The organism is Sphaerisporangium rufum, from assembly GCF_016863395.1.
GTDB classification, from domain to species: Bacteria; Actinomycetota; Actinomycetes; order Streptosporangiales; family Streptosporangiaceae; genus Sphaerisporangium; species Sphaerisporangium rufum.
On sequence record NZ_BOOU01000036.1, the window covers coordinates 203,725 to 227,315 of the forward strand.

23 protein-coding genes and 2 tRNA genes are annotated in these 23,591 nt (G+C 73.4%); 15 read left to right on the plus strand and 10 right to left on the minus strand.

Annotated elements, in window-relative coordinates; all coding sequences use genetic code 11:
• Positions 1-323: 323 nt before the first annotated feature.
• Positions 324-761 (minus strand): NUDIX hydrolase, encoded by a 438-nt coding sequence (locus Sru01_RS13060; protein ID WP_203984568.1) that lies wholly within the window; start codon positions 759-761, stop codon positions 324-326.
• 512 nt (positions 762-1,273) lie between these two features.
• On the opposite strand from Sru01_RS13060, the gene Sru01_RS13065 reads away from it, so the two are divergent.
• Complete coding sequence (locus Sru01_RS13065; protein WP_203984569.1) at positions 1,274-1,684, plus strand: tyrosine-type recombinase/integrase; 411 nt, start codon at positions 1,274-1,276, stop codon at positions 1,682-1,684.
• Between the two features lie 84 nt (positions 1,685-1,768).
• On the opposite strand, the gene Sru01_RS13070 is transcribed toward Sru01_RS13065, so the two are convergent.
• Together Sru01_RS13070 and Sru01_RS13075 are read right to left on the minus strand one after the other, a co-directional pair.
• Positions 1,769-1,858, minus strand: a tRNA-Ser gene (locus Sru01_RS13070).
• Positions 1,859-2,087: 229 nt separating this feature from the next.
• Positions 2,088-2,651, minus strand: coding sequence for a YceI family protein (locus Sru01_RS13075; protein ID WP_203984571.1), 564 nt, complete (start codon positions 2,649-2,651; stop codon positions 2,088-2,090).
• Between the two features lie 98 nt (positions 2,652-2,749).
• Between Sru01_RS13075 and Sru01_RS13080 the strand changes: the two genes are divergently transcribed.
• Complete coding sequence (locus Sru01_RS13080; protein WP_203984573.1) at positions 2,750-3,253, plus strand: MarR family winged helix-turn-helix transcriptional regulator; 504 nt, start codon at positions 2,750-2,752, stop codon at positions 3,251-3,253.
• 15 nt (positions 3,254-3,268) lie between these two features.
• On the opposite strand, the gene Sru01_RS13085 is transcribed toward Sru01_RS13080, so the two are convergent.
• A complete protein-coding gene (locus Sru01_RS13085; protein WP_203984575.1) occupies positions 3,269-3,793 on the minus strand; it encodes a SigE family RNA polymerase sigma factor in 525 nt (174 codons plus the stop codon).
• 295 nt (positions 3,794-4,088) lie between these two features.
• On the opposite strand from Sru01_RS13085, the gene Sru01_RS13090 reads away from it, so the two are divergent.
• Both Sru01_RS13090 and Sru01_RS13095 read left to right on the plus strand, forming a co-directional pair.
• Positions 4,089-5,027, plus strand: a complete 939-nt coding sequence (locus Sru01_RS13090; protein WP_203984576.1) for a hypothetical protein — start codon at positions 4,089-4,091, stop codon at positions 5,025-5,027.
• 1 nt (position 5,028) lies between these two features.
• Positions 5,029-5,874 (plus strand): MauE/DoxX family redox-associated membrane protein, encoded by an 846-nt coding sequence (locus Sru01_RS13095; RefSeq protein ID WP_203984577.1) that lies wholly within the window; start codon positions 5,029-5,031, stop codon positions 5,872-5,874.
• A gap of 192 nt (positions 5,875-6,066) precedes the next feature.
• On the opposite strand, the gene Sru01_RS13100 is transcribed toward Sru01_RS13095, so the two are convergent.
• Positions 6,067-7,248: a DUF8462 domain-containing protein gene (locus tag Sru01_RS13100; protein ID WP_203984578.1), complete on the minus strand. Its 1,182-nt coding sequence runs from the start codon at positions 7,246-7,248 to the stop codon at positions 6,067-6,069.
• 329 nt (positions 7,249-7,577) lie between these two features.
• Between Sru01_RS13100 and Sru01_RS13105 the strand changes: the two genes are divergently transcribed.
• Positions 7,578-8,345, plus strand: coding sequence for a M15 family metallopeptidase (locus Sru01_RS13105; protein ID WP_203984579.1), 768 nt, complete (start codon positions 7,578-7,580; stop codon positions 8,343-8,345).
• A gap of 9 nt (positions 8,346-8,354) precedes the next feature.
• Here the strand turns inward: Sru01_RS13105 and Sru01_RS13110 are convergent, their stop codons facing one another.
• A complete protein-coding gene (locus Sru01_RS13110) occupies positions 8,355-9,578 on the minus strand; it encodes a S8 family serine peptidase (RefSeq protein ID WP_203984580.1) in 1,224 nt (407 codons plus the stop codon).
• Between the two features lie 51 nt (positions 9,579-9,629).
• Positions 9,630-10,916 carry a S8 family serine peptidase gene (locus Sru01_RS13115; RefSeq protein ID WP_203984581.1) on the minus strand — a complete coding sequence of 429 codons (1,287 nt, stop codon included), beginning with the start codon at positions 10,914-10,916 and terminating at the stop codon, positions 9,630-9,632.
• A 187-nt stretch (positions 10,917-11,103) separates the two neighbouring features.
• Between Sru01_RS13115 and Sru01_RS13120 the strand changes: the two genes are divergently transcribed.
• The 3 genes from Sru01_RS13120 to Sru01_RS13130 are packed head-to-tail and all read left to right on the plus strand — an operon-like array spanning position 11,104 to position 12,874.
• Positions 11,104-11,721, plus strand: coding sequence for a hypothetical protein (locus Sru01_RS13120; protein WP_203984583.1), 618 nt, complete (start codon positions 11,104-11,106; stop codon positions 11,719-11,721).
• Positions 11,718-12,308, plus strand: a complete 591-nt coding sequence (locus tag Sru01_RS13125) for a hypothetical protein (RefSeq protein ID WP_203984584.1) — start codon at positions 11,718-11,720, stop codon at positions 12,306-12,308. Before Sru01_RS13120 ends, Sru01_RS13125 begins: the two co-directional genes overlap by 4 nt.
• Positions 12,305-12,874: a hypothetical protein gene (locus Sru01_RS13130; RefSeq protein WP_203984585.1), complete on the plus strand. Its 570-nt coding sequence runs from the start codon at positions 12,305-12,307 to the stop codon at positions 12,872-12,874. Before Sru01_RS13125 ends, Sru01_RS13130 begins: the two co-directional genes overlap by 4 nt.
• A gap of 18 nt (positions 12,875-12,892) precedes the next feature.
• Here Sru01_RS13130 and Sru01_RS13135 read toward each other — a convergent pair whose 3' ends face one another.
• Complete coding sequence (locus Sru01_RS13135; protein ID WP_203984586.1) at positions 12,893-14,182, minus strand: hypothetical protein; 1,290 nt, start codon at positions 14,180-14,182, stop codon at positions 12,893-12,895.
• 60 nt (positions 14,183-14,242) lie between these two features.
• Here Sru01_RS13135 and Sru01_RS13140 point away from each other — a divergent pair, with 60 nt between their 5' ends.
• The 4 genes from Sru01_RS13140 (at position 14,243) to Sru01_RS13155 (ending at position 17,580) form a co-directional block, all read left to right on the plus strand.
• Positions 14,243-15,160 (plus strand): NUDIX hydrolase, encoded by a 918-nt coding sequence (locus tag Sru01_RS13140; RefSeq protein WP_203984587.1) that lies wholly within the window; start codon positions 14,243-14,245, stop codon positions 15,158-15,160.
• 357 nt (positions 15,161-15,517) lie between these two features.
• Complete coding sequence (locus Sru01_RS13145) at positions 15,518-16,546, plus strand: permease (protein ID WP_203984588.1); 1,029 nt, start codon at positions 15,518-15,520, stop codon at positions 16,544-16,546.
• Positions 16,543-17,349 carry a TIGR03943 family putative permease subunit gene (locus Sru01_RS13150; RefSeq protein WP_203984589.1) on the plus strand — a complete coding sequence of 269 codons (807 nt, stop codon included), beginning with the start codon at positions 16,543-16,545 and terminating at the stop codon, positions 17,347-17,349. Before Sru01_RS13145 ends, Sru01_RS13150 begins: the two co-directional genes overlap by 4 nt.
• 144 nt (positions 17,350-17,493) lie before the next feature.
• Positions 17,494-17,580: transfer RNA gene (locus Sru01_RS13155), tRNA-Ser, on the plus strand.
• Between the two features lie 19 nt (positions 17,581-17,599).
• Here the strand turns inward: Sru01_RS13155 and Sru01_RS35560 are convergent.
• Positions 17,600-20,659, minus strand: a complete 3,060-nt coding sequence (locus Sru01_RS35560) for a nucleotide-binding protein (RefSeq protein ID WP_239137369.1) — start codon at positions 20,657-20,659, stop codon at positions 17,600-17,602.
• A 115-nt stretch (positions 20,660-20,774) separates the two neighbouring features.
• Between Sru01_RS35560 and Sru01_RS13165 the strand changes: the two genes are divergently transcribed.
• Positions 20,775-21,737, plus strand: coding sequence for an NAD(P)H-quinone oxidoreductase (locus tag Sru01_RS13165; protein WP_203984591.1), 963 nt, complete (start codon positions 20,775-20,777; stop codon positions 21,735-21,737).
• A 10-nt stretch (positions 21,738-21,747) separates the two neighbouring features.
• Positions 21,748-22,266: a bacterial proteasome activator family protein gene (locus Sru01_RS13170; RefSeq protein ID WP_203984593.1), complete on the plus strand. Its 519-nt coding sequence runs from the start codon at positions 21,748-21,750 to the stop codon at positions 22,264-22,266.
• Positions 22,267-22,280: 14 nt separating this feature from the next.
• On the opposite strand, the gene Sru01_RS13175 is transcribed toward Sru01_RS13170, so the two are convergent.
• Positions 22,281-23,078, minus strand: a complete 798-nt coding sequence (locus tag Sru01_RS13175) for an HAD family hydrolase (RefSeq protein WP_203984595.1) — start codon at positions 23,076-23,078, stop codon at positions 22,281-22,283.
• Between the two features lie 237 nt (positions 23,079-23,315).
• Between Sru01_RS13175 and Sru01_RS13180 the strand changes: the two genes are divergently transcribed.
• Positions 23,316-23,519, plus strand: a complete 204-nt coding sequence (locus tag Sru01_RS13180) for a cold-shock protein (protein ID WP_203984597.1) — start codon at positions 23,316-23,318, stop codon at positions 23,517-23,519.
• The last annotated feature ends 72 nt before the right edge of the window (positions 23,520-23,591 follow it).

The following is a 23,591-nucleotide window of genomic DNA, read 5'->3' on the forward strand; positions in this document are numbered from 1 at the left end:
GAAGATCAAAAAGGCCCTCGTCCCGGGAAGCGGGAGAGGGCCTTTGAGATGCGGAGGCTCGGGGATTTGAACCCCGGATGGGCTGTAGACCCAAACCGCATTAGCAGCTCTGATCCTGCCTGTCCCGATCGGTTCCACCTGGACCAACAGGGCTCGACGGTCCACCTGGAACGAGGCTGGACGGCGCTGGATTGCAACTAGAACTGCAACTATGATCGGATCAAGGACTATGCGGACGCGCGTGTTCCGTCTGCCAGATCGGGACCCGCGGCCGGCGGTGATGGACGCGCCTCGATGGGTATCCCGAAGCCGTAGCCTCCCGTCTATTCGTCGAAGAGGCGCGAGAGTAGAGCGCCTTGACCGGATTGCAGGACGTGTCCGTGTTCGAGGGGGATCCAGAAGCATTCAAAGCGAATGGGCTGCCCAGTCCCGTCGTGGTCCTCGTGGCTTGTCCACCGGTGGAGGGTGTCCTGGTGGAGAGCGAGCTGGAATACGTGGCGGCGTTGGATTTCGGGACGGTACGGGGTGATGTCGTAGTCGACCACCCCAAGCTTGCGGACGATGGTGAACCGAGTGAGGCCGGTCTCCTCCCGAGCCTCGCGTAAGGCTGCGCTCGCAGGATCTTCCCCCGGCTCGATCGTGCCCGCGGGTACCTGTATGCCGACTTCTTCGTGGCTGTAGTCCAGGTGGCGGAAGACGAGAAGCCGCCTGTCTCGGACGATGTAACAGAGGGCTTTGTCACAGACGGTCTTGTCCGGCATTGAGCCTCCAGGATGCGGAAGGACAGTGCCGTGATCTTAAGGACAGACCAGGGTATGGTCCCTCGGGAACGGCCTCCCGGACCACATGCCTCAGTTATCGCGCGGACGCTAAGCCGCGTCACCCGGGGGGCTGGGGCTGAGGAACAAAGCCCTGGACCGTCGATCGCCCCCAACCACGTACGGCGCCCAGCCACAACCAGGCGATCGTGAGGGCGGCGCTGTTCACCAACGGCTTCGCTGCCACCGACGACTGCCCGGGCCTGTTCTAACCGCCGACGGTTTTACAGCGGGCCGACGATTCCGACTGCGGCATGCCTTTGAGCTTGCCGTACGGCTCCGCTCGCAGTCCTGGCGGGCGAGATCATCCCGCACATATCCCGGATCTTGGTATGCACTCCCACACGCTCTTGCGCTGGGCGATCCACCGGGATCGGACTATCTACGCCGGAAGCTCCTGCTTCTCGATCCCTCTCGGTGCAACAGCGCTCAACCTCGTTCCCCGGTGAGCCAGGGTGAGGAACGAACCCTGGATCTTCGATCGCCCCCGACCATGGCAGACCTCAACCACGATGAAGCGATCGTCGGGCTGCATCGGGGCGGCGGCGCGACCAAAGGCCGGCGACCTGTGGGAGGAACATGACCTCGTCTTCGCCACCCAGCGGGGGCGCCCCATGGAGCGGAGCGAGGACTACAAGGTATGGAAGTCCATTCTGAAGCGGGCAGGCGTCCGGGACGCCAGGCTCCATGACGCCCGGCACACGGCGGGTACGCTCCTGGTGGAGCAAGGCGTCCACATCCGCGTGGTCCAAGAGATCCTGGGGCATGCGCGGGTGACCACGACGGAGCGGTACACGCACGTCGCCGGCGCGATGATGCGGGACGCGAGCGAGCGCATGGGGTCCGCGCTCTGGGGCGATACATGATCTCCGGCGGCCAACTGCAACTACGACACCTTTGAAGATCAAAAAGGCCCTCGTCCCGGGGTGCGGGAGAGGGCCTTTGAGGTGCGGAGGCTCGGGGATTTGAACCCCGGATGGGCTGTAGACCCAAACCGCATTAGCAGTGCGGCGCCATAGACCTGACTAGGCGAAGCCTCCTTGAACACCGGACGGCCGGCTGGCAGCCGTCTGGCTCAGGACAGAGTACCGGCCTTGGTGGCGGGCGGCAAAGTGGATTGCCGGTGACGGCGGTTCATGTCGGGTTCGCGACGGCCGGGCCGCTCGATCACCTGCTCGCCGAGCGTCCGGCCGGAGCCGGCCGGCCAGCGCGGGGTGGATGTCCACACCCTGTGTCCACAGCCTGTGGACACAGGGTGTGCATGGACGTTCAGGCGCGGCGGGTGGCCTCGCCCTCCACCTCGATCTTGACCTTCTTGCCGACCAGGACGCCGCCGGTCTCCAGGGCGACGTTCCAGGTGAGGCCGAACTCCTCGCGGTCGATCTCGGTCTCCAGGGCGAAGCCGAACAGCTCGGCGCCCCAGGGGTTGGTGCCCGCGCCGCCGTACTCGACCTTGAGGGTGACCTCGCGGGTGACGTCCCGGATGGTGAGGTCGCCGGTGACGACGAACTCGTCGTCGGAGTGGCTGACGACCCGGGTGCTGCGGAAGTTGATCTCGGGGAACTTCTCCACGGCCAGGAAGTCGTCGCTGCGCAGGTGGGTGTCGCGATCCGCGCTACCGGTGTCGATGCTCGCGGTCTTGATCGTGAGCTCGGCGGACGAGTCGAGCGGGTTCTCGGCGATCGTGACCGAGCCGGCGAAGTCGGCGAACCGGCCGCGGACCTTGCTCACCATCATGTGCTTGGTGACGAAGCCGACGACGGTGTGCGACGCGTCCAGGTCGAAGGTGCCGGGCTCGGGGATCGTGATGCCTTCCCAGGCGCGAGTGCTCATCTGTGTGTCCTCCACGGAACGGCGGGTCGATGCTGATGTCTTCGGCAACAAATGTCTACACGAGGAATATTCCGCTCGTCAATTAACGTCCGCATAGTATGGAACACGTGATCCCAACTGACGACCCCCGACTGACCGCGATGGGCCTGCTCGCCGAGGTGCACTCCGGGCTGACGGCCAAGACGGCGCCGGCCTTCGCCGCGGCGGGGCTTTCCGAGATCGACTTCGAGACACTGATCAGGCTGGCGCGCTCCCCCGCGCGCAGCCTGCGGATGAGCGACCTGGCCGCGCAGACGTCCCTGTCGACCAGCGGGGTGACCCGGGTGGTGGACCGGCTGGAACGGGAAGGGCTGGTCGAACGGGTGGCATGCGCCACCGACCGGCGGGCCTCCTACGCCACGCTGACCGAGGCGGGCGCGGCCCGGCTGCAGAACGTGCTGCCCCAGCACCTGGACGACATAGACAAGTGGCTCACCGGACTGCTCGACCCCGACCGGCTGAAGGAGTTCCTGGAGACCCTGACCCTGATCAGGAACGTGGTGCGCCCGTGCGCCACCGCCGGCGCCACCGGGACGCGGGAGACCTGCCCGCCCACCGGCTGAGCCGCCGGCCGCGGGTCAGGACTGCGGTTGCGGCTGTGTTTCGGGAGCGCACGGCCGCACGACCACCAGGTCGCCGCGCAGCTTGGCCATCCCGCGTGACACCGTGCTCTTCACGGTGCCGATGCTGATGCCGAGGGTCCGGGCGATCTCGCCCTCGCTCATGTCCTCGTAGTAGCGCAGCACGATCGCGGTGCGCTGGCGCACGGGCAGCCGGTCCAGCGCCTGCTCCAGCAGCTCGTGGATCTCCGCGGGCGCCGGGCCGTCGCCGACCGGCGTCTCCGGCAGCTCCTCGGCCGGATACTCCTCCAGCCGGCGGCGCCGCCACCACGAGATGTTGATGTTGACCATGGCCCGCCGGACATAGCCGTCCAGTGACGCGCGGTCCTGGACGCGGTCCCAGGCCAGGTAGGTCTTGGCCAGCGCGGCCTGCAGCAGATCCTCGGCGTCGGCGGGCTGCCCGGTGAGCTGGTGGGCCACGCGCAGCAGCGCCGGCCCGCGGGTGACCACGTACTCGCGGAACTCCTCGTCTTTGCCGCTCATGCGATCACCGCTGCCGTGACGGAGGACCATGATTGCTGGAATCTCGTGGCCAGAATCGCAGCCGGATCGTCTGTGGCGGCCGATCTTCGTTTCAGGTTTCGTCCCGCCGACAGCAAAGATCGTTACAGTCGCGTGGCATGCCGGGGCGGTGACTAGTTCATCCTGGAGTGGGTAAATTGCTACGCGCATCGGCACCGGGAGAAGAAATCGCCCGTCGAGACGGGCAGGCGGCGGCGAGTCGTGTGAAGCTAGGCATGCGGGCAGGACCGACCGCGGCCGCACCTGGGGAGGGGCGATGGGAGTCGAGCGTCGCCATGCGCTGGCGTCGGCCGCCCTCGGCCGCGGGCCGGCGCCCCGGCCGGCCACCGCTCCCCGATCCGCGACGAGCGTCGTGACCGGTGAGGTCCTCGACATCAGCCCGCATCTGCTGATCCTGGAGAACCCGGACGGCGTGGAGGAGCGGCTGGTCATCGCGCCGTGGGCGACCGCCTGGTACGGCGCGGCGATCCCGCCCGCCGAGATCCCCGCCGGGTCGCGGGTGGTCGTCCGCGCCACCCAGGCGGGACGGGTGGTCGACCGCGTCTGGGCCGCCGTCACCCGGGTGACCGGGGTCATCCTCGCGCTGGGCCGCGAGCGCCGGGACCGCACCATCGAGGTGGACTGCGGCCCGCACCGGGGCCGGCGGGTCGCGGTGATCCCCTACGGCGCCTCGGGGCGCATCCGGGTACGGTTCCCGAAGCTCGAACCCGGCTATCTCTTCGACGCCATCGGCACCCGGGTGAACGGGGTGACCTACGCACGGCTGCCGGCCACCTCGCAGCCGCCCTACCGGGCGACCGCGGTGCCCCCGCCGCCGCCCGGGTACGGCGGGGTGCAATCCCGGATCTCCGGGACGGCCGGCTGGTCGGACGCCTTCGACGAGGGCGAGACCGGCGCGGCGTACCCGATGCTGGAACGGGCCGACTCCGGCTGCGACGACGCGGGCGTGTCCTGCGCCGCCCTGCCGTATCTGGCGCTGGGGTCGCGGCTGCACGTGGAGAACACCTGTGCCGGCCAGGCCGCCACGGTGCCGATCGTCACCTGCGGCTGCATGGCGGGCCGGTACTGCGACCGCTGCGTGGAGTGCGGCACCTCGCCGCGCGGGCGGGTCGTCGAGCTGTCGCCGGCGTCGTTCGTCGAGCTGGGCGGCGATCTGGCCAACGGATGTTTCAACGCGCGCATCGGACTTGGGTGACATGACGCCGACGCAGCCGACGACCATCGCCACCGCCGCCCTGGTGCTGCTCGTGGTGCTGCTGGTGCTCGGCGGCGCGGCCAAGGCGGCGACGCTGCGCGGCGACGCCGAGCCGGGCGCGCTGGTCCGGCTCGGACCGGGGGTGCTGGTTCCGGAACGCTGGCGGCGGCCGGTGATGGTCGTCTGCTCGATCGGCGAGATCGTGCTGGCGATCGGCCTGATCTTCACCCGGCACCCGCTGCCGCGCTGGGGGACGATCGCGTTCTTCTCGGTGGCGAGCTACGTGCTGGTCGAGCTGCGCCGCCGCCGGCCGGACGCGGGATGCGGCTGCTTCGGCGAGGCGAGTTCGGCGCCGGTGGGTCTGCGGTCGATCGGCCGGGCGGTGGTGCTGGCCGCGATGGCGGTACTGGTGACGCTGGTGCCGGTGTCCGGAGTGGACCTGGCCGCGGGGATCTCCGCCGACCTGGCGCTGGCGCTGGGCGCCGGGACGGCGCTGCTGGCGGTGCTGTCACCGGAGATGGGTGAGGGCATCGCCCGGGTGCGGTACCGGGTGCCCTGCGAGCAGCGGCCGATCCCCGCAGCCCGGGCACTGGCGCGGCTGCGGGCGAGCGCCGAGTGGCGGGCGCACGCCGGCCTGCTGGCCTCCGCCGAGCCGGCGGACTCCTGGCGGGAGCTGTGCTGGCGGTTCTATCTCTATCCAGGCCGGACGGCGTCCGGGGAGCCGGCCGAGGTGGTGTTCGCGGTGCACCTGGTGGGGCGGCGGCCGCCGGTCCGGGTGGCCGTGCTGGCGGCGGCGGGCGCGCCGGGAAGTCTGCCGGAATCTAGCGGAATATCGGCCGCACACTAGAAACCCTTAGACGGCCCAAGGTGGATGCCGCCGCCCGCGACCGGGGAACCGGTGCGAGGGGGACCGGACGCGGGCCCGGCCGCGGGCGAGCGGCATTCAGCTCTCTACGGCTCTCTAGCTTCCCCTCTAGAAAGCCGTAGAGAGGTCAATGGGGCACGGACGGCGCCGTGCCGGGGGTGATCGCCGGGCCGGCTATAACGGCTGGGCCCGGAGGAACTTACCGAAGTGCGGCACGGTGAAGGCGATCAACCCGCGCTCGGCGCTGTAGATGAGTCCCTTCTTGATCAGGCTGTCGCGGGCGGGCGAGAGGCTGGACGGCTTGCGGCCGAGCAGCTCGGCCACGTCGGAGGTGAGCACCGGCTCCTCGCCGGCCGACGCCATCGCGCGCATGTAGTCGCGCTCGGCGGGGGTGGCCCGTTCGTACCGGCTGCCGAAGAACCCGACGGCGAGCTCCTCCTCCGCCTCGGGCGCGGCGACCCGGATGTCGTCGGCGGTGATGGGGCTGTCCGGCGCCAGGTCCCAGGCGACCTTGCCGTACGCCTGCACGAAGTAGGGGTAGCCGTCGGCCGCCCGGTAGAGGGCGTCCAGCGCCTCCGGGGTGAACTCCACCTGCTCGCGCTCGGCCGGGGCGATCAGCGCCAGGTCGGCGGCCTCCCGGTCCAGCCGGTCGATGCGGGCGTAGCGGAACAGCCGCTCGGAGTAGCTCTTGGCCGCGCTCAGCACGCCCGGCAGGTGCGGCAGGCCGGCGCCGACCACGATCAGCGGGCCGCCGCTCTGCGACAGCTCGTGGCAGGCCGCGCACAGCGCCGAGACGTCGGCCGGCCGCACGTCCTGCATCTCGTCGATGAACAGCGCCACGCCGACGCCGAGGTCGGTGGCCACCGAGGCGGCGTCCACGAACAGCTCGGTGAGGTCGATCTCCAGGTCGCCGGAGTCGGCGCGCCCGCGGCCGGCCGGGACATCGATCGCCGGGGACCAGTGGGAGGTGCCCTTGGCCGCGGCCGGGTCGCGCATGGCGAACGCCTTGAGCACGCCGAGGAACTCCTCGATGCGCTCCGGCGCCCGGTGGCGAGGGGCCAGCTCGCGGACCGCCATGTGCAGCGCGGCGGCGACCGGCCGGCGGATCGACTGCTCGGGCCGGGCCTCGATCTTGCCGGTGCCCCACAGCCGCTGCATGGCCATCGACTTGAAGGTGTTGAGCAGCACGGTCTTGCCCACGCCGCGCAGCCCGGTGAGGACCATGCTCCGCTCGGGGCGGCCGCGGGCCACCCGCTCCAGCACGACCTCGAACTGCCGCAGCTCACGATCGCGGCCGGCCAGCTCCGGCGGGCGCTGCCCGGCGCCGGGGGCATAGGGATTCCGCACGGGGTCCACGCTCTCGGACTTTATGCCCGGATCTAGCGGCCGTCCTAGATTTCCGTAGAAACGGCTACCGCGTGTCGCCGGGCACCGGACGGCGCCGGGCCGGACCTGCGGGGGCGCCGCGACGGCCGTCATGACACGCACCTCACCCTCGCCGTCCGGGTTGGACCGAACCGGTGTTCGATCCGACGCCCATGACTGTAGCGCTCCCTCGAACATGTGCGCGAGGTCTATCGCGGAAAAGCCGCCATGCGTGTCGCGCATACCTCGGCGGCACCGGCGTCCCCGGGCCACGTCACGATTGCGTCACGAGCGCGGCGCCGATGGCCTTACCCTGGCGTATGCCCGAGACACGAAAGCGGCTCCACCTGGGCCTTCTCGCGCTGGTGGCCGCCGCGGGAGCCCTGGCCGGCTGCGGTGACGGCGGCGGGCCGGCCGGCGCCACGCCCGCGCCCGAGACCGGCCCGGCGACGCCCGGCCCGGCCACGACGCCGCCGGCGGTGAGCGAGACCCCGAGCCCGGCCCCCTCCCCTGCCGGGCCGCCGGACTTCTCGGCCAAGGTCTCGCCGGTGACCGCCAAGGACCTGCCGCACTCCTGGCGGCCCGGCTGCCCGGTGCCGCCGTCCCGGCTCCGGAAGGTCACCATGACCTACTGGGGGTTCGACAAGAAGGCGCACACCGGCGAGCTGATCGTGAACAGCGCGGTCACCGATGACGTGACCGCCATCTTCCGGCGCCTGTACGAGTGGCGCTACCCGATCGCCCGGATGCGGCCGGTGGACGCCTACCGGGGCAGCGACTTCGACTCGATCGAGGCGGCCAACACCTCGGCGTTCAACTGCCGCGCGGTCACCGGGGGCACCGGCTGGTCCAAGCACTCCTACGGCCGGGCCATCGACCTCAACCCGCGGGAGAACCCGTGGGTCGAGCCGGACGGCTCGGTGGCGCACGGCAACGCCCGCAAGTTCGCCCGGCGCCCGCTGCAGGCCCCCGGCGTGATCAACCCCGGTGACCGGGTGGTCCGGCTGTTCGCGAAGTACGGCTGGGAGTGGGGCGGCCTGTTCGCCGGCGCCAAGGACTACCAGCACTTCAGCAAGGGCGGCGGCTGAGGGCCGGCCTCACAGGCCGTCGGTGAAGAGCAGGCGGTTGGGCGTGGCGGCCGGCACGTCGCGCAGCGCGCCGGTGGTGGCGTTGCCCGTGATCCACCGGATGACGGTCACCGAGCTGGCGTCCCCGTACAGGTCCTTGAACAGCGCCGCCGTGCCGGCCGCGTACGCGGCGGCGTAGCCGGTCCCGCTGCCCTGCCGGACCGCGCCGCCGGGCCCGGCCGACGCCACGTCCACGCCGGGCGCGTACACGTCCACGCAGGGACCGCGGCCGCTGAAGGCGGCCGGGCGGTCGGTCTCGGTGGACGCCGCGATGGTCAGCGGGCCGGCCGCCGAGCCCGGGGAGGTGTCGCAGGCGTCGGCGCCCCCGTCGCCCGCACCTCCGGCGAGCAGGATGGTCAGGTAGGTCAGCCCGTTGGCGGCGTCGTTCAGCATCGGCGACTCCGGGCCGCTGAAGGTGAGGACGGCGACGGCCGGGCGCCGCAGGTTCCCCGCGATCCATTCCAGGCCGGCGATGGCGGCCGAGTAGGTGCCCGTGCCGCCGCAGCCCAGCACCCGGACCGGCACCAGCCGGACGGCCGGTGCGACCCCGGAGCGGGTGCCGCCGAGGATGCCGGCCGCGAAGGTGCCCTGGCCCCCGCAGTCGCCGCTGCCGAGCCCGTCGGCGACCACGGAGTATCCGGGGTCGACCCGGCCGGCGAGGTCGCCGCCGCGCGGGTCGATGCCGGTGCCGACGACGTACGCGGTCACCCCGGCGCCGCGGTGCACGGCCCGGAACGACCCGTCGAGCGGCAGAGCCCGCTGGTCGATCCGGTCCAGGCCCCAGGACGTGGTGGGCGCCGTCCGGGCCGCGCCCGGCGCCGGCGGCCGGACGGCCGGCCCCGGCGCGGCGGGCGCCCGGACGACGCCATCGGACTCGATGGCGGTGACCTCGGGCTGCCTGAGCATGACCGTCAGCTGCTGGGCGGTCAGCGGGACGGCGAACCCGTTCATCACCTTCGTGTAGACGTAGACCGGCCGTAGCCCGAGCCGGGACAGCACGCTCGCCGGCCGCGCGTCTTCGGTGAGCCGGACGATGTACCGGTCCGCCCGCGCCGGGGCCGCCGTGACCCGGTACCGCTCCGGCGGATCGGCGTGGCCGGCGGGCGGCACGACGGCGGCCGGCAGCGCCCACGGAAGCACCAGCGCCGTCCAGCCGGCGGCGCGCCGGAACCTCGTCGTAAGGCGGACCCCCATCGTGTTCTCCTCTCGTCTGCCACTCGTCTCACCGGCCATCGGCACCGCGCGTCACAACCCGCCGGTGAACAGCAGCCGGTTCGGCGTGTCGGGCGGGACGCCGGTGAGCACCCCCTCGGTCGCGTTTTCGCGGATCCTGTCGAGCAGGACGTACGACCGCACGTCCCCGTAAGCGTCCTTGAACAACGCGGCGACGCCGGCCGCGTAGGAGGCGGCGAGCAGGGTGCCGCTGGTGCGGATGGTGGCGCCGCCCGGCCGGGCGGTCACCACGGCGGCACCGGGGGCGAACAGGTCGACGCACGGCCCGGTGGTGCCGAAGCCCGCCGGACGATCGGCGACGGTGGACGCCGCGACGACCAGCGTGCTGAGCACCTGGGCGGGTGAGGCCACGCACCTCCTCGCCGCGCCATCACCGGCGGCCAGGGTGAGGAAGACGTTGCGCCGGGCCAGTTCCAGCGCCGCGGCCTCCAGCGCCGGTGCCTCCAATGCCGGAGCGTTGACCCCGGAGCCTCCGATCACCGCGACGGAGGGGTGAGAGTTGTCCCGGGCGATCCAGTCGAGCCCGGCGAGCTTCCCGGAGAAGGTGCCGGTCCCGTCGCAGGCCACCACGCGGACCGGTATCAACCGGACCTTCCGTGCCACTCCCCAAGTGCGGCCACCGACAATGGTCGCGGCGGCGGTACCGCGGCCCAGGCAGTCGCCGGTGCCGTGGCCGTCCTGGACGACGGTGTACCCCGGGGCCAGCCGATTGGCGTACTCGGCGCCGGCCGGGTCGATGCCGCTGTCGACGATGTAGGCCGTCACGCCGACACCGGAGTGCCGGGCCTCGAAGCCTCCCGCCACAGGGAGGTAACGCTGGTCGATCCGGTCCAGCCCCCAGGAGCGTACCGGGGCGGGGCCGAGCGGCTCGGCGGGCAGCGGGCCGAATCCCTGGAAGAGGCCGTCGTGCTCCACGACCGCGACGCCGGGGTGCTGGAGCACCGTGACGACCTCCGCGGTGGTCAGCCGGGCGGCGAAGCCGTTGACGACCTTGGTGTACACGTACAGCGGCTTCACCTTGACCATGCCCAGTACCTCGGCGGGCCGGACGTCGGGCCGGAGCCGGACGATGTACTGGCCAGGAATGATCTTCACGCTGGGCCGGGGTGGGTCGGCGGGAGTCCAGCCACCGGCCCGGACCGGTGGGAGCGCCGCCGCCAGGCCGCCCGGGGCGAGCGGCACCGCGAGCAGCACCAGGAGCAGCACCAGGAGCCCGGTCGCGCGCGACGTCCGGGCCGTGCCACGGACGAGGCCGCCGCGCGGGCGGCGGGCGGCTGCCGGGTCGGAGCGGGCGGTCATCGCGGTCCCCTCGCGCTGGACTGGTTCCGGGGCCGGTGCGCGGCCGCCGATCTGATCATTGATCAACTACCCACAGTAGCGAGTCTTACGCTGCGTGATCAGATATCCGCTGACCGGCCGCACCAGACCCGCCAAAAAGGGAGATTAAGGCAGCCTTGGCGGTTGATGCCCGATATGATCGCTGGCCGTGACCGCTCCGGAGTCATCCCCCGCGGGGGCACGTCGGGGACCGCTGCGGCCGTGGATCATCGTCACCGCGGTCCTGTTCGCGCTGGGCACCGTGCTGGCGCTCGCCTGGCCGGCGGGCGGGCTGCGCGAGCAGCGGGACGAGGTCCCCCACCGCAAGGCCGGCCAGACCACCACCGGCCACCGTTTCGCCATAAAGCCCTACAAACCCCGGTACGTCACCAAGGACCCCGGGCCGGCGCTCGGCGACCCGAAACCCGGCCGCTTCCTGGTGCTTGAGTTCGACGTGCGCAACGTCGGCCACGACACCGCCTCGGTCACCCACCTGGCCGAGGACCTGTCCCCGGTCCTGTCGCCCGGCGGCCGGGCGCTCGACCGGTTCAAGGACCGGACGGCCGGCTTCGTGGTGCGCGACGCCCACACCGACCGCGACCAGCTCCAGCCCGGCCTGCCGGAACGGGTCATGATGGTCTACACCGTGCCCGCCGGCCTCCCCGACCCGACCAACGTGACCCTGACCTTCCGCGACCACGTCTACCAGGCCGGATTCCAGACCGACCTGCCCGAGTGGCTGCCCGGCGAGAATCTGGCCGTCTACGACCTGGTGGTGGGCCGGTGAGGCGCGCGCTGCTCGGCCTCCTCACCGGCGCGCTGCTGCTGGCCGCGATCGCCGGGGTGCACCGCGCCATGCCGGACATCACCCGGCGGTACGCGCCGATCGCCACCGACGGCGAGATCGGCCGCGAGGTGGACACCACCGCCTTCCGGCTGCGGGTCGACCGGATGCAGGTCGCCCGGACGGTGCGGTTCACCGACGACCTGAACCTGCCCGGCCCGGCCCGGACGACCCGCGGCGTCTGGGTGGTGGTGTGGGCCACCGCCGCCGCGACCACCGAGGCCCTGCAGTTGCAGGGCGCCCGGCTGGTCACCGCGGACGGCTCCGCCTACCTGGCCGCCTCGCTGCGCGACACCCTGGACAAGGCCGACCTGCAGCCCGGCATCCCCGCCTACGGCGCCCTGCTGTTCGAGATCCCCGCCGACCGGCTGGCCGGCGCCCGGCTGGCCGTCACCCCGCACAGCGTGGCCGGCCTCGACCTGCTCGGCCCGGCGGCCGACATCGACCTCGGCCTGTCGGACGCCTACGCCGCCCGGCTGCTCCGGGAGATCCCGCCCTCGCTGACCCTCCGGGAGGTGCGCACGCTGTGACCTGGCGCAAGAACCTGTGGTACGGCCTGGCCCTGCTGATACTGCTGCCGGTCGCGATCGGCGCGCGGGTGCTGCCCTGGCGGGAAAGGTACGAGAACCTGACCGGCAAGGGCGGGCGGGAGGCGGTGGCCGCGCCGGGCCGCACCGCCACCCTGAACGGCCTGGAATGGCGGCTGGAGGGCGTCACCGAGGGCCGGGTGCAGGAGAAGTTCGCCCGCCCGCTGCCGCCGCGCACCCGGGTCGCCGTCGTGGTGACCTCGGTCCGCCCGCTGACCGCCGCGGCGAGCCGCTGGTTCGCCCAGGACGGCGGCGCGCAGTGCAAGTTCGCCGTGGTGGACCGGGCCGGCCGCCGCTGGGAGCCGTCGTTCCGCAGCGACCTGGCCCCGAAGACGGACCATGCCGCCTCCTGCTTCCGGCTCGACGCCGAGTACAAGCTCCAGCCGGTGCCGGTGGGCCAGAAGCTCACCATCCAGAACGCCTACGTGGTGCCGGCCGACGCCTTCCCCACCCTGCGGGTCGAGGTGCGGCTCCGGCCGGACCCCGGCACCGTCCGCCTGCTGCGCTGACCGGACCGGCCGGGCCGATCAGCCGGCCGGGGCCGGCGGCGCGGCGGGCGTCGCGGTGGACGGCGCGGCGGCGGGTGCGATCGGGGCCGGCCCGCGCGCGGCGGCGCGGCCGGCGCCCCGGCGCAGCGCGAGGTCGAACGCCACCGCCAGCAGGCTGACCCGCAGCACCTCGTGCAGCAGGTCCACCGGGAAGGTGACCGCGCCCTCCCACATCTGCCACCACAGGATCTCGTGCGGCCCGACCAGCCGGGCCAGGCCGATGAACGCCACCGACGCCAGCGCCTCCAGCGCCGCGTACACCAGGCAGAACGTCAGGTAGAACAGCCCGCCGCCGCGCAGCACGAGCCGGAGGCCGTTCGCCAGCGGCACGTACTTGTCCCGGAAGCCCCGGGAGAAGAACTCGGCCGCCGTCCGCACCGGCCCGGGCAGCCGGAGCCACAGCCCCGACACCCGCGCCTCGGCCCGGGTGCCCCGCAGCAGCGCCGCCTCGTCGGTGACGAAGGAGGTGTAGACGATGGCCGCCATCGCCAGCCACACCAGCGGCATGATCAGCCCGTCCTTGATGTCGGGGAAGTAGGGGGACAGCACCTCCAGCCCCTGCTTCACCTCGCGCACCAGGGGCAGCCGGTCGGCCAGCCCCATCGCGTCCGCCCAGACCACCCGCGAGGTCAACCACTCGACGGCGTCGCCGATCCACTGGCCCAGCGAGATGATGCCGAAGAACATCCACATGCATTCGAAGGCGCTGTTGGCCACCCCGAAGGGCCGCCGGCCGGTCGCCGCGTACAGCCGCTCGCACGCCACCTTGACCAGGAAGATCAGGAAGGTGATCACCACGAGTAGCACGTTGACGTTGAACAGGTTGAGCAGCACGTCGATCGATTCCAGATTGATCTGCGGGTGCAGCTCGTTGGACAGCAGCTGGAACTCCTGCAGGTCCTTCCGGAACAGGTTCCACGCGCTGTAGAAGACCAGGAACGGCAGCAGGGTGTGCGCGACGGCGTCGAGCAGCCCGCGCTCGCGCTCGTCCGGCGACCGGGCCTCCACCCGGCGGTCACCGAGCGCGCGGCCCGCGGTGTTCAGCATCGCGATATAGGCGGCGAGGGTGATCAGCAGGCCCAGGCTGAGCACGCCGAAGCCCAGGTAGGCGTGCCAGCCCTCCGGGCGGGCCAGGAAGACCGCGGCCAGCATGACGCCCTGGTGGGCGACCGCGCCGAGCGTGTAGAAGAAGGCGAGCGGCAGGAACAGGCGCCCGGCCAGCCGCACGGTGTCGAACGGCAGGCGGATCGGGGAGAGGGAACCGTCCATCGGTCGTCGATGCTAGCGACACCGAACCGGTCACCGGGGCGTTTACGGCAGGATGGAGACATGACGCTGGGGGACGGCGACGGCTGGGCGATCTGCCGGCGCGGGCACCGCCACTGGGGCCGGCACGGGGCCTCGGGGCTGCTCGCCGTGCACTACGACACCGGCGGCGTCGCGCACGTCCTGATGCAGAAGCGGGCCGAGTGGAGCCACCACGGCGGCACCTGGGGCCTGCCCGGCGGCGCGCTGGACAGCCACGAGGACGCGGTGACCGGGGCGCTGCGCGAGGCGCGGGAGGAGGCCGCGCTCGGCGGGGACGGGCTGCGGGTGATCGGCGTGCACACCGACGACCACGGAGACTGGTCGTTCCAGACGGTGATCGCCGAGGCGGCGTCCCTGCTCCCGGCCGTGCCGGCCAACGCCGAGAGCATCGAGCTGCGCTGGCTGCCCGCCGACGAGATCGGCGGCGAGATCGGCGGCGGCCTGCATCCCGGCTTCGCCGAGTCCTGGCCGCGCATCCGGCCGGCCCTGCCGCCGGCCACCCTGGTGCTGGACGCGGCCAACATCGTCGGCGCGCGGGCCGAGCACGGCTGGTGGCGCGACCGGGCGGGCGCCGCGGCCCGGCTGCTCGCCGGCGTGACCGAGCTCGCCGCCGCCGGGCTGCGCCCGCCGACCGGGCTGCCGGCGCCGGACCGGTGGCACCCGCGGATCGTGATGGTCGTCGAGGGCGCCGCGCGCGGCGTCCGCGCCGCAGGCCCGGTGGCCGGCCCGGTGACCGTCGTGGACGCGCCGGGCAGCGGCGACGACGCGATCGTCGCGGCCGTGCGCGAGATCCGCGCGCTGCGCCCCTTCGAGCGGGTGGTGGTCGTAACCGCCGACCGCGAGCTGCGCCGCCGGGTCGGCGAGGCGGGCGCGGAGGTGATCGGCCCCGGCTGGCTGATCGGCCGGCTTCCGGCCCGGACGCCCGGCCCGGGACGCTGACCGGCCGACCCGCGTCCACGCCGGTGGTCGTGGCCCGCCGCGCCCGTGGACGGGCCCGAGGTCACCGCGCCGCCCGTTCCGGCGCGTCCCGACGGGAGTGGACGCCGGAGCCGGGCGGACCGGTCCGGGGCCACCGGGCCGCCTGGGGCTCCAGCGTGTCCCGATGGGAGTGGACGTCAGAGCCCGGCGGACCGGTCCGCGGCCGCCGACCGGCGCGCTGCGGCCGATCTGACACCTTTTCCGGGCTGAAGTGAACCTCCAAGCTTCGGTAGCCGAATCCGGTAGCGTCGGGCGAACGATCGCCCGCTCCCCGGATGCCCGCCCCGCCCTCGATACGGAGATCGTCCAGAATCCTTGATGAACGACCGAACAGCGCGATACCCCGCTCTCGAACCGGACGATCCGGTCCCCCCGCCGACGTGGGGCAGGCGAGCGCCGGAGGCCCAGGTACTGCCCTGGGTCTTCGTCGCCCTGGTCGGATTCCTACTGGTGGGCAAGGTGCTGCTCACCCCGCGCCTCGCCGCGCCCGCGCTGCGCACCTGGGCGACCATCTTCGACGCGGTGTGCCTGCAGGCCCTGCCCTTCCTCGTCCTCGGCGTGACGCTGTCCGCCGCGATCACGACCTTCGTGCCGCCGTCGCTGTGGAACCGGTTGCTGCCGCGCCGGCCGTACGCCGCCGTGCCGGTCGCCGGCGCCGCCGGGGCGGTGCTGCCGGGCTGCGAGTGCGCGTCGGTCCCGGTCGCCTCCGGGCTGATGGCGCGCGGGGTCACCCCGGCAGCCGCCCTCGCCTTCCTGCTGGCCTCCCCGGCGATCAACCCCGTCGTCCTGGTCTCCACCGCCGTGGCGTTCCCCGGGCAGCCGATGATGGTCGTCGCCCGCCTGGTCGCCTCGCTGGCCGTCGCGGTGCTGACCTGCTGGATCTGGGAGCGGCTCGGCCGGCCCGGCCTGCCCCGGACGCCGGCCCGGGTGCCGCCGCCCGCGGGGCCGCGGCTGCCGGTGTTCCTGGCGGCCATGCGGCATGATCTGCTGCACGCGGGCGGCTTCCTCGTGGTCGGCGCCATGGCCGCCGCCACGCTCAACGTCGTGGTCCCCCGGTCCTGGATCTCGGCCGCGGCCGGCGTGCCCTGGGTCTCGGTGCTGGTCCTGGCGCTGCTGGCCGTCCTGCTGTGCCTGTGCTCCGAGGCGGACGCCTTCGTGGCCGCCTCGCTGACGGCGTTCTCGCCCACCGCCCGGCTGGCCTTCCTGGTCGTCGGGCCGATGGTGGACCTGAAGCTGATCGCCCTGCAGGCGGGCACCTTCGGCCGGGCGTTCACCGTACGCTTCGTGCCGCTGACGTTCGCGCTGGCCGTCGGAGTCAGCGCCGCGGTAGGAGCGGTGATGCTGTGAACCGGCTGGCCCAGAACCTGGTGCTCACGCTGCTCGGCGGTGCGGTGGTGCACACCTCCGCGCTGTCGGACGCCTACCTCAACTACGTCAAGCCGGGTTTCCGGCCGATGCTGGTGGCGGCGGGCGTGGTGATCCTGCTGCTCGGCGTGCTCGGCATGGTCCAGGAGTGGCGCCGCCCGTACGCCGGCGACGCCGGACGGCCGGGCGGCCACCGGGACCGCCGTCACGGTGACCAGGGTGCCGGGGACGCCGGCGTCGGGGACCACGACGCCGGGGACCACGACGGCTCCGGCGGGCACCGCCATGGCCGAGGTCCCGCGGTGGCGTGGCTGCTGTGCCTGCCGGTGGTGACCGTGTTCCTCATCACGCCGCCGCCGCTCGGGTCGTACGCGGCCGGCCGGGTGACCGGGCCGCCGCCCCGGCCGGCGGCCGAACCGTACCGCGCGCTGCCGGCCGGCCGGGACAGCACCATGGCGATCGGCGAGTTCATCGGCCGGGCCTGGACCGACCGCGGCCGCTCGCTGGCCGGCCGGCGGGTGGTGCTCACCGGCTTCGCCATGCCCGCCGGACGCGGCGGCCGGTGGTATCTGACCCGGATGCAGCTGCGCTGCTGCGCCGCCGACGCGTTCCCGCTGAAGGTGGCCGTGCGCGGCGTGCCCGCGCCGCGCGAGGACACCTGGGTGCGGGTCACCGGCACCTGGGTGGCCACCCCCTACGAGGAACTGCCGAAGGGCACCGTGGCGCCCGAGCTGGCCGCCACCGCGATCACCCGGGTCCCCCGGCCGGCCGAGCCGTACGAGTGACCCGCCCGCCGGCGACCGGCCGCTCCCGCCCCGCGTCGCGCCGCGGGCCGCCGCACTCCGGACCGGAGCCCCGCGGACCGGCGGGTTGATCATCGTCACCGGGGCGCGCCGCCTCCCGGCCCCCGCTATCGTTGGTGTCGCACGGGAGGGTTCGCATAGTGGACGAGTGCAGCCGCCTTGAAAGCGGCCAGGTCGGCGACGGCCTCGTGGGTTCGAATCCCACACCCTCCGCCCAGCCGGCGGCCCGCGCTCAGACCGGGCCGCCGCCGAATCCGTCGCCCACCGAGGCGGCCAGCAGCAGGTAGGCCTCCCGGGTGGCCGGCTGCAGCCGGTCCAGGTCGACCTCGGCGCCCTCCTCCAGGTGCGGGTCGTACGGCACCCTGATCACCGCCCGGCAGCGGGCCGCGAAGTGCGCCTCCAGCTTGTCCAGGTCGACCTTCGACTTCGACCGCGGGCGCACGCTGCACAGCACCACCGTGGCGGCCTTCACCAGGTCGGCGTAGTGATGCGCCTCCAGCCAGTCCAGCGTCGCAGAGGCGGCCCGGGCGCCGTCGATCGACGGCGAGCTGACCAGCACCAGCTGGTCGGCCAGCCCGAGAACGCCGGACATCGCCGAGTGCAGCAGGCCGGTGCCGCAGTCGGTGATGGCGATCGAGTAGAAGTTCTCCAGCGCCTGCGCCACCGCCTGGTAGTCGGCGGCGCTGAACGCCTCCGACACCAGCGGGTCATGGTCGGAGGCGAGGATCTCCAGCCGGGACGGCGCCTGCGAGGTGAACGCCCGGATGTCGACGTACCGCTTGATCTGCGCCCGCTCGTTCAGCAGGTCGCGCACCGTCGCCGCGGTCTCCAGCTCGACCTTGTCCGACAGGGTGCCCCGGTCGGGGTTGGCGTCCACCGCGATCACCCGGTCGCCCCGGATGGACGCCAGCGTGGAGCCCAGGCCCACCGTGGTGGTGGTCTTGCCGACCCCGCCCTTCAGGCTCAGCACCGCGACCCGGTGATGGCCGGTCGCGACCGGCGTGCGGGCCCGGGTGACCAGCTCGCGGCGGCGGCGCACCTCGGGGGACTCCCCAGGCTTGATCAGCCCGGCGGAGGCACGGAAGACGAGCTTGCGCCAGCCGGTCGCCGAGGTGTCGCGCCGGCCGCGCAGCAGCAAGGCCGGGTCCAGGCTGTCGGCGGTGGGCCGCACCGCGACCCCTGGCCCGCCGGCCGGCCTGGCGCCCGCCGGTCGGGACGGATCGCCGGACGGCGCGCCGAAGGGCGGCTCCGGACGCATCGGCTGGCGGCGGCGCGGGCGGTACGGCTCGCGCTCCTCGGCGCCCGGCTCGGCCGCGGGCGCGGCGCCATCGGCGGCATGCTCGGCGGGCCGCCGCTCGGCAGGCGGCGGCGGGGTCGCCCAGACGTCCGCGGCCGGCTCGGACCGCCCGGCCGCCGGCTGCCCGGACTCGGACTCGCCCGGCTCGGACCGCCCAGGAGTGGCCTGACCGGCTGCGGACTGACCGGACGCGGACTGACCGGACGCGGACTGGCCGGACGCGGAGTGTTCGGGCGGGGACTGGCCGGACCACCCGGCGGCGGGCGCGCCGAAGGCGGGAGGCTCGGCCGTGGACCGCCCGGGAGCGGGCCACTCGAAGGAGGACCGCTGCTCGGTGGACGGGCGCTCGGTGGACGGGCGGTCGGTCGAGGACCGCTCGGCCGAAGGCCGTTCGGTGGCGGACCGCTCAGCGGAAGGCCGCTCGGTCGAGGGCCACTCGAAGGAGGGGCGCACGAATGGGGGGCGCTCGGTGGCGGCCGGCCCGGCCGCCTCGGCGGGCGCCTCCGGACGGGTCACCGGCCCGGTGGGAGGCCCAGTGGCAGGCCCGGCGGCGGCCGGCCGGTCGTCCGTCCCGGTGCCCGGCCAGGCGGCCTCCCTGGCCGCCTCCCCGGCGGGCGGTTCGGGCGGCGCGTGCTCGCCACGTGGTACGACGAGGTCATCGGTGTTCAGGCCGGAGCCGAACGCGTCGAAGCGGGGCCGCTCGCCGCCGGCGGCCGGGTCGGACTCCGGCCGCCCGCCGAACGGGGTGGACGGCACGGACGGGATCGACGGCGCGGAGGGGTGAGACGGGGGGCCGGGCGGCGCGGCGGACCGGCCCTTGCCGCGCAGCGCGCTGAAGTCGAAGCTGTCGGTGTCCTCCCCCACCCGCCGGTCGTCCCCGCCGGCCGGCGGGCGGGCGGCGAGCCCGGTGCCGGGCCGCTCCCCGAAGGCACGCGGTGCGTCCGGCGGGCCGCCGAACGCACCGGACGCGCCGAAGGGGCCGGACGAGCCGGTGGTGCCGGCCCCGGTGGACGTCTCGCCGCCCGGTGGAACACGTTCACCGCCGAACGCACCGCCGCCGGTCGCGCCCGCGCCGTCGTGCCCGGTGGCCGTCCCGGACGGGGGGATGCGCTCCCCGCCGAACGCACCGAGCGCGCCGGTGCCGGCCGGCCCGCGCCGGCCGGGGTCGGTGACCGCCTCACCGCTCGGGGACGCCTGCTCGCCGAAGGCCCCGGCCGGGCGCTCGCCCGGGGCGCCACCGGCTCCGCCCGGCCGTTCGCCGAACGCGCCCGTCCCGTCGCCGAACGAACCCGGCCGCTCGCCGAACGCGCCCGAACCCGCGGTCCGGGACGACTCGTCCAGCGCGGGCGGCGGCGCGCCGAAGGCTCCGCCGGCGGCCGCGGCGGGCTGCCCGAAGGCGCCGTTCCCGGTGGACCCCCGGCGCTCGCCGAAGGCGTCCCCCGCCGGCCCCTGACGCTCGCCGAAGGCGCCACCGGCCGGCCCGGAACGTTCCGGCGCGGCCGGCCCGGCGGGCGGCGTGGCGCGGGACGGCGGCTCGGACGGCGCAGTGGCCGGCGCGTTGGACGGCGCGGTGGACGGTGCCGAGAACGCGCCGCCCTCCGTCCCGCGCTCGGCGGTCCTCGCCCAGTTCTCCAATCGGCGGGCCAGCTCCGGATCGACCTCCACCGTGACCGCGGAGCCCGGCGGCGGGGACGGCGGGGACGGCGCGGGCGGGTGCGGCGGGACGGCGGCGGTGGCCGCTTCTGCCCCGGCCGGGTCGCCGGGGCGCCCGCCGTTCGCCGGGTCGCCCGCGGCGCGGAACATCGGGGTGCCCGGGGCGGGCTGCTCGTCGGGCACCATGCCCCAGGGGTCCTTGGGGTACGGGGAGGCGGCGGTGCTCTCGCCGGGGACACCCGTCAGCGGGCCCGAGGGCTCCTCGCTGCTCTCCTTGATCGCGTCGAGCCAGGCGAGCTGCTCTTCCAGGGAATGGGGATCCTCACGATCGTGTCTTGCCACCGGGGTTCCCCCTTGGGACTGGGCTAAAGGGGCAGCAAACAGATTGCAGATTACCGCCCGCTATCACGACGAACGGGGTCAACCGCCGACTTGGCTACCCGGATAGTTTGGGCACATGCGCGCGATCGTCGTTTCCCGGCCCGGTGGACCAGAGGTGCTCGAGTGGCGGGAGGTGCCCGACCCCCGTCCGGGGCCGGGCGAGGTCGTGGTCGAGGTGGCCGCCGCCGGGGTCAACCGGGCCGACCTCATGCAGCGGCGGGGGCAGTACCCGCCGCCGCCCGGCGTCTCGGAGATCCCCGGCCTGGAATGCTCGGGTGTGGTGGTGGCGGCGGGCACGGACGTCGAGGGCCTGGCCGCCGGCGACGAGGTGTGCGCGCTGCTGGCCGGCGGCGGGTACGCCGAGAAGGTGGCCGTGCCATGGGAGCAGGTGCTCCCCGTCCCGGCGGGCGTCCCGCTCGTCGAGGCGGCGGCGCTGCCGGAGGTCGCCTGCACCGTCTGGTCGAACGTCTTCATGACCGGCCGGCTGCGGCGCGGCGAGACGCTGCTCGTGCACGGCGGCGGCAGCGGCATCGGCACCTTCGCGATCCAGCTGGCCAAGGCGTTCGGCTCCCGGGTGGTCGCGACGGCGGGCTCGGCGGAGAAGCTCGACCGGTGCCGGGAGCTGGGCGCGGACGAGGTGATCAACTACCGCGAGGAGGACTTCGCGGAGAAGGTGCGCGCGGACGTCATCCTCGACATCATCGGCGCGAAGTACCTCCAGCGGAACGTCGCCGCGCTGAACACCGGCGGCCGGCTGGTGGTGATCGGCATGCAGGGCGGCAGCCGGGGCGAGCTGGATCTCGGCGCGCTCCTCGCCCGGCGCGCCTCGGTGCACGCGACCGCGCTGCGCAGCCGCCCGGTGCCGGAGAAGGGGGTCATCGTCCGGGGCGTGCGCGACAACGTGTGGCCGCTGGTGGCGGCCGGCGCGATCCGCCCGGTGGTGCACGAGGTGGTCCCGATGGCGCAGGCCGCCCGGGCGCACCGCATCGTCGAGTCCGGCGAGCACATCGGCAAAGTCCTGCTGTCGGCGGTGAGCTAGGTTGAATGGCATGAATGCTGAGGAGAGCACCCCGCACATCGTCGTCGTGGGGCCGAACGGCCTCGCCGTCGAGGGGGAGAAGGGCGAGCACGAGGAGCGCTCGGTCGCGGAGCTGGTCGAGCAGCCCGCGAAGGTCATGCGGATCGGCAGCATGATCCGTCAGCTTCTCGAGGAGGTCCGCGCCGCCCCCCTGGACGACGCCAGCCGCAAGCGGCTGAAGGACATCCACCAGAGTTCCATCAAGGAGCTGGAGGACGGCCTCGCCCCCGAGCTGGTGGACGAGCTGGAGCGGCTGTCCCTGCCGTTCACCGGCAGCGACGACGGACCGCCGCCGAGCGACGCCGAGCTGCGGGTGGCGCACGCCCAGCTCGTCGGCTGGCTGGAAGGCCTGTTCCACGGCATCCAGACCACGCTGTTCGCCCAGCAGATGGCGGCGCGCGCGCAGCTGGAGCAGATGCGGCGGGCGCTGCCCGGCGGCCTCTCCCAGCAGGATGAGCCCGCGCACCGGGCCTCCGGCCCGTACCTCTAGCGGTTCCGCCGGGGTCAGCCGTACAGCTTCTCCAGCACTAGGGCCACCCCGTCGTCGTCATTGGCCGCCGTCACGTGGGTGACGGCGGTCAGCACGTCCGGATGCGCGTTCGCCACCGCGTACGACGTGCCGGCCCAGCCCAGCATCGGCAGGTCGTTCGGCATGTCCCCGAAGGCCACCACCTCGCCGGAGCCGATCAGGTGGCGCCGGGCCAGCGTCTCCAGCGAGGTCGCCTTGGTCACGCCGAGGGCGCTCATCTCGATCAGCGCCCGGCCGCTGGAGTGGGTGGCGGTCAGCAGGTCGCCCACCACCTCCTGGACGAGCAGGTGCAGCAGGTCGGGGTCCATGCCGTGGTGGAAGGCCAGCAGCTTGGCGCACGGCCGGGAGACCAGGGTGGCCGCGCCCACCCGCGCCCCGGTGCGCCCGGCGTGGTCCCACCGGTCGAGCCCGAAGCCGGTCTCGTGCGCGAAGCCGCCCTCGTACTCCACCGAGAAGCTCAGCTCGGGCAGCCGGTCGCGCAGCCGGCCGACCGCCTCGGCGAGCACGTCGGTCCCGATGAGGTGCGATTCGACGATCTCCTCGGTGTGCAGGTCGTAGACCAGCGCGCCGTTGGCGCAGATGGCCAGGCCGCGGTGGCGGACGGCCGCGGCCACCTGGCGCATCCACCGGGGCGGCCGGCCGGTGACGAGCACCAGGACGGCGCCCGCCTGCTCGACGAGCGAGAACGCCGCGGCGGTGCGCGGCGACACGGTGCCGTCCGAGCGCAGCGCGGTGCCGTCCAGGTCGGTGGCGACGAGTCTGGGGCTTGCCATAACAAGCTCTAGTTTGCCCTGCCCCGGCGGATGGTCGGCTGTCAGCCCTGGGAGTAAAAGATTCTGGGCAGTGGGGGGAACAAAGGCGCTCCGATAGTGTTAGATGTGGTGGCGTTGTATTAGCTGAACCCGATGTGCAGAACCAGCTTGACTGTCTGAGCCGCCCCGGGAAGCTGTGCGACACAACCCGGGGTTCGCGAGGTGTGAACCCCAAGATCGATCGCAGGGAGAGCTTTAATGGCTCAGGGAACCGTCAAGTGGTTCAATGCCGAGAAGGGCTACGGATTCATCGCCCCGGACGATGACGCTCCGGATGTCTTCGTGCACTTCTCGGAGATCGTCGGCAACGGCTACCGCAGCCTCGAGGACGGCCAGCGCGTCGAGTTCGAGGTGACCCAGGGGCAGAAGGGCCCCCAGGCGTCGCAGGTGCGCACCGTCTGATCCACTGACACGCATGAAGCGGGGTTCGCGTCCAGCGGACCCCGCTTTCGCGTTGTATCGCCCTGTTTACTT

Excerpts from the sequence above, each read along its gene's own strand:
- Sru01_RS13060 (WP_203984568.1), bottom strand. The coding sequence starts at position 761 with ATGCCGGACAAGACCGTCTGTGACAAAGCCCTCTGTTACATCGTCCGA.
- Sru01_RS13075 (WP_203984571.1), bottom strand. The coding sequence starts at position 2,651 with ATGAGCACTCGCGCCTGGGAAGGCATCACGATCCCCGAGCCCGGCACC.
- Sru01_RS13080 (WP_203984573.1), top strand. The coding sequence starts at position 2,750 with ATGGAACACGTGATCCCAACTGACGACCCCCGACTGACCGCGATGGGC.
- Sru01_RS13085 (WP_203984575.1), bottom strand. The coding sequence starts at position 3,793 with ATGAGCGGCAAAGACGAGGAGTTCCGCGAGTACGTGGTCACCCGCGGG.
- Sru01_RS13090 (WP_203984576.1), top strand. The coding sequence starts at position 4,089 with ATGGGAGTCGAGCGTCGCCATGCGCTGGCGTCGGCCGCCCTCGGCCGC.
- Sru01_RS13095 (WP_203984577.1), top strand. The coding sequence starts at position 5,029 with ATGACGCCGACGCAGCCGACGACCATCGCCACCGCCGCCCTGGTGCTG.
- Sru01_RS13105 (WP_203984579.1), top strand. The coding sequence starts at position 7,578 with ATGCCCGAGACACGAAAGCGGCTCCACCTGGGCCTTCTCGCGCTGGTG.
- Sru01_RS13110 (WP_203984580.1), bottom strand. The coding sequence starts at position 9,578 with ATGGGGGTCCGCCTTACGACGAGGTTCCGGCGCGCCGCCGGCTGGACG.
- Sru01_RS13115 (WP_203984581.1), bottom strand. The coding sequence starts at position 10,916 with ATGACCGCCCGCTCCGACCCGGCAGCCGCCCGCCGCCCGCGCGGCGGC.
- Sru01_RS13135 (WP_203984586.1), bottom strand. The coding sequence starts at position 14,182 with ATGGACGGTTCCCTCTCCCCGATCCGCCTGCCGTTCGACACCGTGCGG.
- Sru01_RS13140 (WP_203984587.1), top strand. The coding sequence starts at position 14,243 with ATGACGCTGGGGGACGGCGACGGCTGGGCGATCTGCCGGCGCGGGCAC.
- Sru01_RS13145 (WP_203984588.1), top strand. The coding sequence starts at position 15,518 with ATGAACGACCGAACAGCGCGATACCCCGCTCTCGAACCGGACGATCCG.
- Sru01_RS13165 (WP_203984591.1), top strand. The coding sequence starts at position 20,775 with ATGCGCGCGATCGTCGTTTCCCGGCCCGGTGGACCAGAGGTGCTCGAG.
- Sru01_RS13170 (WP_203984593.1), top strand. The coding sequence starts at position 21,748 with ATGAATGCTGAGGAGAGCACCCCGCACATCGTCGTCGTGGGGCCGAAC.
- Sru01_RS13175 (WP_203984595.1), bottom strand. The coding sequence starts at position 23,078 with ATGGCAAGCCCCAGACTCGTCGCCACCGACCTGGACGGCACCGCGCTG.
- Sru01_RS13180 (WP_203984597.1), top strand. The coding sequence starts at position 23,316 with ATGGCTCAGGGAACCGTCAAGTGGTTCAATGCCGAGAAGGGCTACGGA.